This is a genomic window from Stenotrophomonas capsici, assembly GCF_034961085.1.
In the GTDB taxonomy this organism is placed as follows: domain Bacteria; phylum Pseudomonadota; class Gammaproteobacteria; order Xanthomonadales; family Xanthomonadaceae; genus Stenotrophomonas; species Stenotrophomonas capsici.
The window spans coordinates 629858-643195 of record NZ_JAYFUH010000249.1 but is presented as its reverse complement, the minus strand read 5'-3'; the positions used below and the strand labels follow the sequence as shown (position 1 = coordinate 643195).

Sequence of the window (13338 nt, the reverse complement as noted above, 5' to 3'; positions counted from 1 at the left end):
GTCAGCGCTTCAGCGACACGAACGCGTCACGGCCGGCGTAACGCGCGCCGGCACCGAGGGCTTCCTCGATGCGCAGCAGCTGGTTGTACTTGGCCACGCGATCGCTGCGGCACAGCGAGCCGGTCTTGATCTGGGTGGCGGTGGTGGCCACGGCGATGTCGGCGATGGTGGTGTCTTCGGTTTCGCCCGAGCGATGCGAGACGATGGCGGCGTAATGCGCCTTGTCGGCCATCGCGATGGCTTCCAGGGTCTCGGTCAGGGTGCCGATCTGGTTGACCTTGATCAGGATGGCGTTGGCGGTGCCCGACTCGATGCCTTCGGCGAAGATCTTCGGGTTGGTCACGAACAGGTCGTCACCGACCAGCTGCACCTTGTTGCCGATGCGCTGGGTCAGCAGCTTCCAGCCCGCCCAGTCGTTCTCGGCCAGGCCGTCCTCGATGGTGATGATCGGGTACTGGCTGGTCCAGTCGGCCAGGAAGTCGACGAACTGCTCGGAGGTCAGGCGCTTGTTCTCGCCGACCAGGTTGTACTTACCGTTCTCGTAGAACTCGCTGGACGCCACGTCCAGACCCAGCAGGATGTCTTCGCCGGCGGTGTAGCCGGCCTTGCCGATGGCTTCCAGGATGGTGTCCAGTGCCTCGACGTTGCTGCGGAAATCCGGTGCGAAACCGCCTTCATCGCCGACTGCCGTGCTCAGGCCATGGCCCTTCAGCACCGACTTCAGTGCATGGAAGATTTCGGTGCCGGCGCGCAACGACTCGCTGAACGAGCTGAAGCCGACCGGCAGCACCATGAACTCCTGGAAGTCCACGTTGTTGTCGGCATGCGCACCGCCGTTGATGATGTTCATCATCGGCACCGGCAGCGACGGCGTGGCGCCGGTCTTGCCGGCCAGGTACTGCCACAGCGCCTGCTTCTTCGAGGCGGCGGCGGCATGCGCGGCGGCCATCGAAACACCCAGCAGCGCGTTGGCACCCAGGCGGCCCTTGTTCTCGGTACCGTCCAGGTCGATCAGGCGACGGTCAAGGCCCTGCTGGTCGTCGGCATCGAAGCCGGCCAGTGCCGTGGCGATGGTGCCGTTGATGTTGGCCACCGCGTTGCGCACGCCCTTGCCCAGGTAACGGGTCTTGTCACCATCGCGCAGTTCCACGGCTTCCTTGGTGCCGGTGGAGGCACCCGAGGGCACGGCAGCACGGCCGAAGGAGCCGTCGGCCAGGGTGACTTCGGCTTCCAGCGTGGGGTTGCCACGGCTGTCGAGGATTTCACGGGCGTGGATCTTGGCGATAGTGGTCATGATCTGGGGGATAGGCTCGTTGGTTGAGTCTGAATTCGACGGGTTTCGTAAAACTGCGGGGCAGTTTAAACGATGGGAAGGCCGGCGCGAGGCGTTGCTTTCGGGTGAAAGCGGCCCGCTGCCGGGCCCTGAAACGCCGATGGCCCGTGAAACACGGGCCATCGGTTCAAGCAGCTATCAGACGGTGGATTCGAGGAAACCGTTCTTCTTGGTGATCGAATCCAGCGCCAGCAGGGTTTCCAGCAGCGCCTCCATCTTGTCCAGCGGCCAGGCGTTGGGGCCGTCGGACAAAGCCTTGGACGGATCGGGATGGGTCTCGGCGAACAGGCCGGCCACGCCCACCGCAACCGCGGCACGCGCCAGCACCGGCACGAACTCGCGCTGGCCGCCGGAGCTGCTGCCCTGCCCGCCCGGCAACTGCACCGAGTGGGTGGCGTCGAACACCACCGGGCACTGCGTGTCGCGCATCACCGCCAGCGAGCGCATGTCGCTGACCAGGTTGTTGTAGCCGAAGCTGGCGCCGCGCTCGCAGACCATGATGTCGTTGTTGCCGGTGGACTTGGCCTTCTCCACGACCGGCTTCATGTCCCACGGCGACAGGAACTGGCCCTTCTTGATGTTGACCGGGCGGCCGGCCGAGCAGACCTTCCTGATGAAATCGGTCTGGCGCACCAGGAACGCCGGGGTCTGCAGCACGTCCACCACCGAGGCCACTTCGTCCATCGGGGTGTATTCGTGCACGTCGGTCAGCACCGGCACGCCGATCTGCTTCTTCACTTCGGCCAGCACCTTCAGGCCTTCTTCCAGGCCCGGGCCACGGAAGCTGGTGCCGGAGGTACGGTTGGCCTTGTCGAAGCTGGACTTGAAGATGAAGTTCATCCCCAGCTTCTGGGTGATTTCCTTGAGCTTGCCGGCGGTATCCAGCTGCAGCTGCATCGACTCGATCACGCAGGGTCCTGCGATCAGGAACAGCGGCTGGTCCAGACCTACTTCAAATCCACAGAGCTTCATTCAATCACCTCGTGATGGTGGAACCTCGCCCCCGTCGGGAACGAAGCTGGAATAAGGGCAGGACGCAGTGAAATCAAGCCGACCACTGTCCCTGCCCTCATCCGCCCCTTGCGGGGCACCCTCTCCCGCCGGGAGAGGGACGAACCTCAGGCGCGTGCTTCCTTGAGCAGCGCACCACCGGCCTTGCGCTCGCGCGCGGCGCGGATGAACCCGATGAACAGCGGATGCCCGCCGCGTGGCGTGGACAGGAACTCCGGGTGCGCCTGGCAGGCCAGGAACCACGGGTGCTGGTCACGCGGCAGCTCGACCACTTCCACCAGCGTGTCGTCCATCGACTTGCCGGAGATCACCAGGCCGGCGTCTTCCAGCTGGGTGCGGTAGCGGTTGTTGAACTCGTAGCGGTGGCGGTGACGCTCGGCGACCACGTCCTTGCCGTACAGCTCGTGGGCCAGCGTGCCCGGCTTCAGGCGCTGCTCCTGCAGGCCCAGGCGCATGGTGCCGCCCAGGTCGGACTTCTCGTCGCGCTTCTCGACTTCGCCGGTGGCGGTGCGCCATTCGGTGATCAGGCCGATCACCGGGTTCGGCGACTGGCGGTCGTTCTCGGTGCTGTTGGCACCGTCCAGGCCGGCCACATGGCGTGCGTAATCCACCACTGCCGCCTGCATGCCGTAGCAGATGCCGAAGTACGGCACCTTGTGTTCGCGGGCGAACTGGGAGGTCAGCACCTTGCCTTCGAAGCCTCGGTCGCCGAAGCCACCGGGCACCAGGATGCCGTCCACGCCGTCCAGGCTGGCAAGGCCGGACTCGGCCAGCTCCTGCGCCTCGAGCCACTTCAGGTTGACCTTGGTGCGCTGGCGCAGGCCGCCGTGCTTGAGCGCCTCGCCGACCGACTTGTAGGCGTCCTGGTGGTCGACGTACTTGCCGACCACGGCGATGGTCACTTCATCCAGCGGATGCAGCGCGGCGTCGAGCACCGACTCCCATTCGGACAGGTCGGCCGGACCGGCCTTGTCGCCCAGCTTGAGCTGGTTGACCACGATGTCGTCCAGGCCCTGCGCATGCAGGCCCATCGGCACGCGGTACAACACTTCCACGTCCGGCACGCTGATCACGGCGCGCTCGGAGACGTTGGTGAACAGCGAGATCTTGCGGCGCTCCGAATCCGGGATGGCGTGCTCGGAACGGCACAGCAGCACGTCCGGCTGGATGCCGATCGAGCGCAGCTCCTTGACCGAGTGCTGGGTCGGCTTGGTCTTCAGTTCACCGGCAGCGCCGATGAACGGCACCAGCGTCAGGTGCATGAACAGCGCCTTCTCCGGGCCGCGCTCGGTGCGCACCTGGCGGATGGCCTCAAGGAACGGCAGCGACTCGATGTCGCCCACGGTGCCGCCGATCTCCACCAGCGCCACGTCGAAGCCTTCGGTGGCCTCGTCGATGCAGCGGCGGATCTCGTCGGTGATGTGCGGAATCACCTGCACGGTGGCACCGAGGTAATCCCCCCGACGCTCCTTGCGGATCACGTTCTCGTAGATGCGCCCGGTGGTGATCGAGTTCTTGCGGCTCAACCGGGTGTGGACGAAGCGCTCGTAGTGGCCCAAGTCCAGGTCGGTCTCGGCACCGTCGTCGGTGACGTAGACCTCACCATGCTGGAAGGGGCTCATCGTGCCTGGATCGACGTTGATGTACGGATCCAGCTTCATCATCGTGACCTTCAGGCCACGTGCCTCGAGGATGGAGGCCAGAGACGCGGCTGCAATGCCCTTGCCAAGCGAGGACACCACACCGCCAGTAACAAAAATAAGGGGGGTCACGGCTCACTGCCTCCCGGAAAGCCCTAGTTTAAAGGTTGTCGCCCAAACACCCAAGCGCAGGATGCGGCGAGATCAAAAAAAAGACGCCCCGGCCTGCGCCGGGGCGTCTGTCATCCAGCGGGAAACGCGTCAGCGACGGCGACGGGCTTCCTCTTCCTCTTCTTCACGCGGCGCCGACTGGTCGCCCTGCGCCCTGTCCTGGACGGCAGCGGCGGCACGGCGCTTGGCCTTCTGCTCGGCCTCGCTCTGGGCCTTGTCTTCCGGCGCCTTCTGGGCGGTCTCGCCCGCCTTCGGCTTGCCGGCGTCCTGCGCCATCACGAAGGGAACCGCCACCACTACGGCAGCAACAGCAGCCAGAGCCAGCATTTTCGACGATTTCATCCGATTCCTCCTGGGAACACCCCGTCCGACGGGACCGGGCTCTTCTTGGACCGCGCATAGGATACCCCGATCCGGCTCGCCCGCCCCTGAATGCCCTGCGTGCAAAAATCGCCGGCAGACCGCAAACTCGCACGTCGCTTTGCGCCTTATCGAGATACATGAACGCCCGCTATAACGCCGCCGACATCGAAGTCCTCTCCGGCCTGGACCCGGTCAAACGCCGCCCCGGCATGTACACCGACACCGCGCGCCCGAACCATCTGGCGCAGGAAGTCATCGACAACTCGGTCGACGAAGCCCTGGCCGGCCACGCGAAGACGGTGGAAGTCACCCTGTTCAAGGACGGCAGCTGCGAGGTCAGCGACGACGGCCGCGGCATGCCGGTGGACATCCATCCGGAAGAGAAGATCCCGGGCGTGGAGCTGATCCTGACCCGCCTGCATGCCGGCGGCAAGTTCAGCAACCGCAACTACACCTTCTCCGGCGGCCTGCACGGCGTCGGCGTGTCGGTGGTCAATGCGCTCTCCAACCTGGTGGAGATCCACATCCGCCGCGAAGGCAGCGAGCACCGCATCACCTTCCGCGACGGCGACCGCGCCAGTCCACTGGAAGTGGTCGGCAGCGTCGGCAAGAAGAACACCGGTACCCGCCTGCGCTTCTGGCCGGACCCGAAGTACTTCGACACCCCCAAGTTCAACGTGCGTGCATTGCGCCACCTGCTGCGCGCCAAGGCCGTGCTGTGCCCGGGCCTGACCGTCAAGCTGACCGACGAAGCCACCGGCGAAGTCGACACCTGGTATTACGAGGATGGCCTGCGCGACTACCTGAAGGCCGAGCTGGGCGAGCGCGAGATGCTGCCGGCCGAGCTGTTCACCGGCAGCCTGAAGAAGGAAACCGAAGTGGTCGACTGGGCCGTGGCCTGGCTGCCGGAAGGCGAGCTGGTCCAGGAGAGCTACGTCAACCTGATCCCGACCGCCCAGCACGGCACCCACGCCAACGGCCTGCGCACCGGCCTGACCGAGGCGCTGCGCGAGTTCTGCGACTTCCGCAACCTGCTGCCGCGCGGCGTCAAGCTGGCCCCGGAAGACGTCTGGGACCGCGTGTCGTTCGTGCTGTCGCTGAAGATGACCGACCCGCAGTTCAGCGGCCAGACCAAGGAGCGACTGTCCTCGCGCCAGGCCGCCGGCTTCGTCGAGGGCGCCTCGCATGACGCCTTCAGCCTGCTGCTCAACCAGAACGTGGAGCTGGGCGAGAAGATCGCCCAGATCGCGATCGAGCGCGCCAGCGCGCGGCTGAAGACCGAAAAGCTGGTCACCCGCAAGAAGGTCACCCAGGGCCCCGCCCTGCCCGGCAAGCTGGCCGACTGCATCAGCCAGGACCTGTCGCGCACCGAGCTGTTCCTGGTGGAAGGTGACTCGGCCGGCGGCAGCGCCAAGCAGGCCCGCGACAAGGACTTCCAGGCCATCCTGCCGCTGCGCGGCAAGATCCTGAACACTTGGGAAGTCGCCTCCGGCAGCGTGCTGGCTTCCGAGGAAGTGCACAACCTGGCCATCGCCATCGGCTGCGACCCGGGCAAGGATGACCTCACCGGCCTGCGTTACGGCAAGGTGGTGATCCTGGCCGACGCCGACTCCGACGGCCTGCACATCGCGACCCTGCTGGCAGCGCTGTTCCTGAAGCACTTCCCGGCCCTGGTCGATGCCGGCCATGTGTTCGTGGCGATGCCGCCGCTGTTCCGCGTGGACGTGGGCAAGCAGGTGTTCTACGCGCTGGACGAGGAAGAAAAGCGCGCGATGCTGGACAAGATCGAGCGCGAGAAGATCAGGGGCCAGGTCAGCGTGACCCGCTTCAAGGGCCTGGGCGAGATGAACCCCTCGCAGCTGCGCGAATCCACCATCCACCCCGATACCCGCCGGCTGGTGCAGCTGACCGTGGACGACAGCGAAGCGACCCGTTCGTTGATGGACATGCTGCTGGCCAAGAAGCGCGCGGCGGATAGAAAGGGTTGGTTGGAGAGCAAGGGCGACCTGGCCTCGCTGGAAGTCTGATCGCCGGACTCGCCCAAGAGCGCCGGGATTGCATCCCGGCCTGCGAAGCCCGCCACCATGGCGGGCTTTTTGTTGGCCGTTCCAGCCGCCCGCCGGCAGCGCGGCCCCACATTCCGCCGCGAGCTTGCCAGGCAAGCCTCATTCCCTCCCCCTTGGCTTCGCCAAGGAAAGGCGCCGGGATCCGGAGCAAATGCCGGAAGCAGAAAGGCCCGCCATTCCTGGCGGGCCTTCGCACTTCTTCGTCGATCAACGACCGATCAATTCCAGCCGATCAACGCGAACAGCTTGAGGATCAGATAGGCACAGCCACCGGCGGCCGGGATGGTCAGGATCCAAGCCCAGATGATGCGCTCGATCACGCCGATGCGCAGCGACTTCGGGTTCTTGGCGAAGCCCACACCCATGATCGCGGTGGAGATGCTGTGCGTGGTCGAGACCGGCATGCCGAAGTGGGCAGCCAGGGTCAGGATCGTCGCCGAGCTGGTCTCCGCGGCGAAGCCGTGGATCGGGTGCAGCTTGACCATCTTGTGGCCCAGCGTCTTGATGATCTTCCAGCCGCCGGAGGCGGTGCCGGCAGCCATCACCACCGCACAGGTCAGCACGATCCACATCGCGATGCCGTCACCGGCATGCGCGTCCGGGTGCATGAAGGCCAGCCAGGACGGCAGGTCGTTCAGCGCGCCGGTCGCTTCGGCACCGATCAGGGTCATGGCGATGATGCCCATGGTCTTCTGCGCATCGTTGTGGCCGTGGGCGAAACCCATGTAGGCCGCCGAGACGATCTGCGCCTTGCCGAAGAAGGCATTGACCCAGCGCGGACGGGCCAGGCGGCCAAGCACGCCACCGGCGCGCGCCATGCCGGCGATGATCGCCCACAGCAGGCACATCACCACGATGCCGAGCAAGAAGCCCGCCACCGGCGAGGTGATCATCGGCACGAACACCTTCCACAACAGGCCCTTGTTCTGCGCCCAGTCGCCGACGTTCTTGGACCAGATCAACGCGTCCCAGTTGTTGTGCGCGGCCGCCAGGCCGGCACCGCACAGACCGCCGATCAGCGCGTGCGAGGACGAGGACGGCAGGCCTTTCCACCAGGTGATCAGGTTCCAGACGATGCCGCCGAGCAGCGCGCACAGGATCACCTGCGGGGTCACGTCGACCACGTCGGTATTGAGCAGGCCGTTGGCGATGGTCAGCGCCACCGCGGTGCCGGTCAGCGCACCGATCAGGTTCATGCCTGCAGCCAGCATCACCGCCCAGCCGGGCGAGAGCACCTTGGTCGCCACCACGGTGGCGATGGAGTTGGCGGTGTCGTGGAAGCCGTTGATGAACTCGAAGACGAGCGCTGCCAGGATCACCACCAGTACGAGGGTGAGCATCTACCCGCCCCCGTCAGCTGTTTTTCAGCACGATCTGGTAAACCACCACACCGGCCTCGCGGCAACGGTCGATGGCCTTTTCCAGGATCTCGAAGAATTCCTTCAGCAGGAACATCTGCAGGTTGTCCAGGCGACCGGAGTAGATGTCGCGGTACAACTCCAGCATCAGGCGATCGGCTTCGTTCTCCAGCGCACGCAGCTTCTCGTTGAGCGCGGTCATGCGGTCCAGGTTCATGTGGCGCAGGTCGTTGACCATTTCCACCACCACCCCGGCCGCCTGCTCCAGCATCGCCGCGCGCGGCGCGAAGTCGATCTGGTCCAGGTGCTGCACGGCCAGCGAATAGCGATCGGCGAACTTCTCGATTTGCTTGGGAATCTTGTACAACGCCGAACCCAGCGCTTCGATGTCCTCGCGCTCGATCGGGGTCATGAAGCTGTCCACCAGCGCCTGGCTGATCTTGTCCGAGGCAGCGCGCTCGCGCAGACGGGCGAGCTTGAAGGCATCCAATGCCGGCTGACGATCGGCTTCGCGCATCATCCCGTGCAGCGCCTTGGCACTGTCATAGGCGGCCTGCGCGGCCTCGTCGAGGTAGGTGTAGAACTGCTTGCCGGAGCCAAAGATGGTCTGCAACGAAAACATGGGGAACCTATTCGCCGTCGCGGGAGGGACGGCACCGGGGGCGAATTATGACGACTAGATGGCAATCAGGGTATTCCTGCGTCCCACCTGAACGAGAAATGTGAACACGGCGTTGCCGCGAAAGGGGCCCGGTTTGCTACTATTCGCCAGCGCCTTCACGGCGCACCCTATGGACGACGACCCTTATCCCCCGCCGCCGCGCCGGATCCCGCTCCTGAGCGCCCGCCGCCATCGCATGCACCCGCCCTCCCTGCCACCAACCCGGGGAGACGCCCGTGTTTGAACTGATCATCGTACTTGCCCTGATTCTTGTGAACGGGTTCTTCGCCATGTCCGAAATGTCGGTCATGACCTCGCGCAAGAGCCGCCTCAAGCAGCAGGCCGCCACCAGCAAGCGCGCCCAGCGCGCACTGGAACTCTCTGAAAAACCTGAGAATTTCCTATCCACGGTGCAGATCGGCATCACCCTGATCGGCATCCTCACCGGTGTCTACGGCGGTGAATCGATCGGCCTGATGATCGCCGGCTGGCTGCATGAGCTGGCCCCGGGCTTCGCCTATTCCGATTTCACCGGCAAGGCGCTGGCCGTTGCCCTGATCACCTATCTGACGCTGATTTTCGGCGAACTGGTCCCCAAACGCCTCGCCCTGACCCGCTCGGAGAACATCGCCGGCTTCGTTGCGGTGCCGATGAGCTGGCTGGCCCGCATTGCCGCTCCCGGCGTGTGGCTGCTGTCGCGTTCCACCCAACTGGTGCTGCGCGTGCTCGGCCTGGGCAAGACCGAGTCGGCGTCGGTCACGGAAGAGGAGATCCGCATGCTGGTGGCCGAGAGCCACGAGGCCGGCGTGATCGACACCCATGAGCGCGACATGATGAACCGCGTGATGCGCCTAGGCGACCGCACCGCCGACAGCCTGATGACCCCGCGCAACCGCATTGCCTGGCTGGACACCACCGCTGCACCGGAGAAGAACCTGCAGGCGATGCGCGACCATGCGTTCTCGCGCTACCCCGTCTACCGTGGCCACGACCAGGACATCGCCGGCATCCTCGAGGTGAAGTCGCTGGTGACCCGCCTGGACGGCGGCAACGGCTCGCTGTTCGAGAACCTGCGCGAAACGCTGTACGTGTCCGAATCCACGCATGCGATGAAGCTGCTGGAAATCTTCCGCGAGGAACACCAGTCAATGGCGCTGGTCGTCGACGAGTACGGCGAAATCCAGGGCCTGGTGACCATTTCCGACCTGATGGGCGCCGTGGTCGGCCGCCTGCAGGCGGCCGAGAACACCGACGACGACGCGCTGGTGGTGACCCGCGCCGATGGCTCGCTGCTGGTCGACGGCTCGCTGCCGGTGGACGACCTGCAGGAGCTGATGGACGGCGCCAGCCTGCCCGACGCCGAGGATGGCGACTACTACACCCTGGCCGGCATGTGCATGCACTATTTCGGCCGCATCCCCCACGCCGGCGAGTTCTTCGACTGGGCCGGCTGGCGCATCGAGATCGTCGACCTGGACGGCGCCCGCATCGACAAGCTGCTGCTGCACCGCCTGCCGGAAGAAGATGCCGATGACACCACCGGCTGAGCAGGACGACCCGGCACTGGACAACGCCTACCAGAACGAGGGCATCCGCACCCTGCTGGGGATGTTCGAGAAGGGTGACCCGGCCGAGCAGCTGTCGCTGGGGCAGGTGCTGCACGGATTGGAACAGAGCGCCTTCGGCATGTTCCTGTTCATCGCCATCCTGCCCTCCTTCATCCCGATCCCGGGCATTGGCGGCGCGGTCAGCGGCCCGCTGGTGCTGCTGATCGGGTTGCAGTTGATCATCGGCCTGTCGCGCCCCTGGCTGCCGGGCTTCATCGCCCGGCGCGGTCCCAGGCGCGGCACGATGCACAAGTTCCTCAACCGGATCAGCCGCCCGCTGCAGCGCCTGGACCGGATGCTCAAGCCCCGCCTGCCGCTGCTGATCGACCCGCTGCCGGCACGGATCCTGACGGGCCTGCTGTTGATCCTGACCGGCATCCTGCTGAGCCTGCCGATCCCCTTCACCAACTATCTGTTTGGCTTCCAGCTGCTGTTGTTCGCGCTGGCACTGATCGAGCGCGACGGCGCGTTGATGCTGTTCAACTGGATCGCCGCCATTGCCGGCGGCGTGTTCTTCGGCATGGGGTCCGGGCAACTGGTGAGCGGCGTGCTGGAGCTGTTCCAGCGCTGGACCGGCGGCTGAGCGCCCTGCTGCAACGCCTGTCGGGGTTCACCGGCTTCGCGGCCAACGCCGCTCCCACCAACCCACCGTAGGAGCGCCTTCAGGCGCGAAGCAGGTACGGGTCCTATGGGACCCTGTGACCGGATGATCCGTCAGCTTCGCGGCCGAGGCCGCTCCTGCGCTGCGTCAACGATTGGCTTCGGTCCAGGCCTGCATCGCCAGCTCGAATGAACGCAGCCGCGCGCGGTGCTCGAAGATGTTGGCGGTCACCAGCATCTCGTCCGGGCGATGCCGCTCGGCGAAGGCCTTGAGCCCTTCGGCCACCTGCGCCGGATCACCCAGCACGGTGCAGGCCAACGCCCGCTCCACGCCCGACTTCTCGTGCGGCTCCCAGAACGCCTCGATGTCGTCCAGTGGCGGCGGAATCAGGCCCGGGCGACCGCGACGCAGGTTGACGAAACTCTGCTGCTGGGTGGTGAACAGCCGGCGTGACTCCGCCTCCGACGCGCTGGCAACCACGTTCAAGGCGAGGATCACGTAGGGCTGCGACAGGCGTGCGGACGGGCGGAACTCGCGGCGATAGATCGCCACCGCCTCGTCCATGGCGTCCGGCGCGAAATGCGAGGCAAAGGCAAACGGCAGGCCCATGGCCGCCGACAGGCGCGCACTGAACAGGCTGGAACCCAGCAGCCACACCGGCACCTCGACGCCCGCGCCAGGTACCGCGCGCACGCTCTGCCCCGGCTCGGCCGGCTCGAAGTAATGCAGCAGCTCGGTGACATCCTGCGGGAACTGGTCGGCGCTGTCGAAGTAACGGCGCAGCGCCCGCGCGGTGGCATGGTCGGTGCCCGGTGCACGGCCCAGTCCCAGGTCGATGCGGCCGGGATACAACGACGCCAGCGTGCCGAACTGCTCGGCCACCTGCAGCGGGGAGTGGTTGGGCAGCATGATGCCGCCGGCGCCGACACGGATGGTCGAGGTCCCACCGGCCACATGACCGATCAGCACCGAGGTCGCCGCACTGGCGATACCCGGCATGTTGTGGTGCTCGGCCAGCCAGTAACGGCGATAGCCCCAGCGCTCGGCGTGCTGGGCCAGGTCGAGCATGTTGGCGAAGGCCTGGCGCGGGCCGGCGCCTTCGCAGACCGGCGCGAGATCAAGGATGGAAAGGGGGATCATGGTGCGGCTTCCAAAGACGATGCACGCAACATGGGGGAGCTGGATCGATTAAGGAACAGGCGAAGCCTGAACGCTGTTTTCCGCAGAGCTCCCCTGCCCTGCCGCTTCAGGTGCACGGCCGCAGGGAAATGCGCCCTGCCCGGAACCGGCCTCGCCGTGCCGCTACCGGCCAACGGCCGTCAGGACGCCTCAGGCGGCCTGGCCGGCGTCGTGGTCGACCAGCGGCTGCAGCTGCGGGTCCAGCGCCACGCGTTCGTCGAACACGAAGCAGCGGCCGTCGTAGCCTTCGCCACCCACTTCCTCGAAATAGCCCAGGATGCCACCATCGAGCTGCAGCACGTTGTGCATGCCGTCGTTCTGCATCCACAGCGCGGCCTTCTCGCAGCGGATACCGCCGGTGCAGAAGCTGACCACGGTGGCGTCGGACAGTGCATCGCGGTGCGGCGCCAGGGCGGCCGGCAGGTCGGTGAACTTGGTGATCGGCAGGGTCAGCGCGCCGGCGAAGGTGCCGTGCGCGAACTCCTGCTCGTTGCGGGTATCGAGCATCACCACGCGCTTGCCATCATCGTCATGGCCCTGCCGCAGCCAGCGCTGCAGCGTGGCCGGGGCCACACTCGGCGCGCGCGGGTAGTCCAGCGGCTGTCCGTCGTCACGGCGGAAGCTGATGATCTCCGGCTTGACCTTGGCCTTGAGCCGCGCGAACGGCTGCATCTGGCTGTAGCTGTACTTCACCCGCATGCCCGCGAAACGCGGTTCGGCGGTGAGCTGCGCATAGAACGCATCGATGCCTTCGCCGCTGCCGGCCAGGAACAGGTTGATGCCCTCTTCCGCCACCAGGATGGTGCCGCGCAGCGCCAGCGCCTCGGCGCGCTCGAGCAGGGTGGCGGTCAACGCCTCGGCATCGGCCAGGGCAACGAAATGGTAGGCGGCGGTATTGACGATCATGGCCGTATTGTAACGGCCGGCCGGGTTCAGCCGCGCAGCAGCATGAATGGCAGCAGCACCAGCGCGGCGGCCGCCAGCATGCCCAGCAGCACCAGGATCACGTACAGCGGGCGCTGCCTGAACAGGGAGCCAAAGGTTTCAGCGGTGCCATCGCGCAGCGCTGCCTCACGCTCGCCGCGCACCCGTCGCGAGCGCTCGGCCTGGTAGTCGGCCATCAACGCCTTGGCACGCGGATGGTCGTCGTTCTCGCGCAGCCAGATGCCGCCATGCGAGATCCCCCACGGGCTGGGTTCGGTGCGGTACCAGGCGATGCCGTTGCGGTCGAGCAGCTCGCCGACTTCCTGGCGTTCGTCCTGACCGACATTGCGCAGATTGAGTAGCAGTTTGGCCATCGCGCCATGATACCCGGCAGTGATGCGCTACCCTTGCACGCCCTTTCCGC

The 13338-nt window shown here is 66.0% G+C and carries 12 protein-coding genes; 3 read left to right on the top strand and 9 right to left on the bottom strand.

The features are described 5' to 3' along the window. Position 1: 1 nt before the first annotated feature. The 4 genes from eno to VA603_RS16055 all read right to left on the bottom strand — a co-directional run bounded on the left by eno (position 2) and on the right by VA603_RS16055 (position 4497). Positions 2-1294, bottom strand: a complete 1293-nt coding sequence (eno, locus tag VA603_RS16070; RefSeq protein ID WP_132862719.1) for a phosphopyruvate hydratase — start codon at positions 1292-1294, stop codon at positions 2-4. Between the two features lie 177 nt (positions 1295-1471). After that, positions 1472-2305, bottom strand: coding sequence for a 3-deoxy-8-phosphooctulonate synthase (gene kdsA, locus VA603_RS16065; RefSeq protein ID WP_132862718.1), 834 nt, complete (start codon positions 2303-2305; stop codon positions 1472-1474). Positions 2306-2451: 146 nt separating this feature from the next. Then, positions 2452-4116 carry a CTP synthase gene (gene pyrG, locus VA603_RS16060; protein WP_323439441.1) on the bottom strand — a complete coding sequence of 555 codons (1665 nt, stop codon included), beginning with the start codon at positions 4114-4116 and terminating at the stop codon, positions 2452-2454. A gap of 129 nt (positions 4117-4245) precedes the next feature. Next, complete coding sequence (locus VA603_RS16055; RefSeq protein WP_323439440.1) at positions 4246-4497, bottom strand: hypothetical protein; 252 nt, start codon at positions 4495-4497, stop codon at positions 4246-4248. Between the two features lie 158 nt (positions 4498-4655). Between VA603_RS16055 and parE the strand changes: the two genes are divergently transcribed. After that, positions 4656-6545, top strand: a complete 1890-nt coding sequence (gene parE / locus VA603_RS16050) for a DNA topoisomerase IV subunit B (RefSeq protein ID WP_132862715.1) — start codon at positions 4656-4658, stop codon at positions 6543-6545. Between the two features lie 257 nt (positions 6546-6802). Here the strand turns inward: parE and VA603_RS16045 are convergent, their stop codons facing one another. Both VA603_RS16045 and VA603_RS16040 read right to left on the bottom strand, forming a co-directional pair. Then, on the bottom strand, positions 6803-7924 hold the full coding sequence (locus VA603_RS16045; protein ID WP_132862714.1) for an inorganic phosphate transporter: 1122 nt from the start codon (positions 7922-7924) through the stop codon (positions 6803-6805). A gap of 13 nt (positions 7925-7937) precedes the next feature. After that, positions 7938-8564: a DUF47 domain-containing protein gene (locus VA603_RS16040; RefSeq protein WP_132862713.1), complete on the bottom strand. Its 627-nt coding sequence runs from the start codon at positions 8562-8564 to the stop codon at positions 7938-7940. A gap of 275 nt (positions 8565-8839) precedes the next feature. Here VA603_RS16040 and VA603_RS16035 point away from each other — a divergent pair, with 275 nt between their 5' ends. After that, positions 8840-10150, top strand: a complete 1311-nt coding sequence (locus VA603_RS16035) for a hemolysin family protein (protein ID WP_132862712.1) — start codon at positions 8840-8842, stop codon at positions 10148-10150. Further along, positions 10134-10793, top strand: a complete 660-nt coding sequence (locus VA603_RS16030) for an exopolysaccharide biosynthesis protein (RefSeq protein WP_323439439.1) — start codon at positions 10134-10136, stop codon at positions 10791-10793. The genes VA603_RS16035 and VA603_RS16030 overlap by 17 nt, the downstream gene beginning before the upstream one ends. 165 nt (positions 10794-10958) lie before the next feature. Here VA603_RS16030 and VA603_RS16025 read toward each other — a convergent pair whose 3' ends face one another. The 3 genes from VA603_RS16025 to VA603_RS16015 form a co-directional block, all read right to left on the bottom strand. Further along, positions 10959-11951, bottom strand: coding sequence for an LLM class flavin-dependent oxidoreductase (locus VA603_RS16025; RefSeq protein ID WP_192288072.1), 993 nt, complete (start codon positions 11949-11951; stop codon positions 10959-10961). Positions 11952-12140: 189 nt separating this feature from the next. Continuing rightward, positions 12141-12896 (bottom strand): sulfurtransferase, encoded by a 756-nt coding sequence (locus VA603_RS16020; RefSeq protein WP_323439438.1) that lies wholly within the window; start codon positions 12894-12896, stop codon positions 12141-12143. Between the two features lie 26 nt (positions 12897-12922). Further along, positions 12923-13288 (bottom strand): DUF6164 family protein, encoded by a 366-nt coding sequence (locus VA603_RS16015; protein ID WP_132862708.1) that lies wholly within the window; start codon positions 13286-13288, stop codon positions 12923-12925. Positions 13289-13338 lie beyond the last annotated feature (50 nt).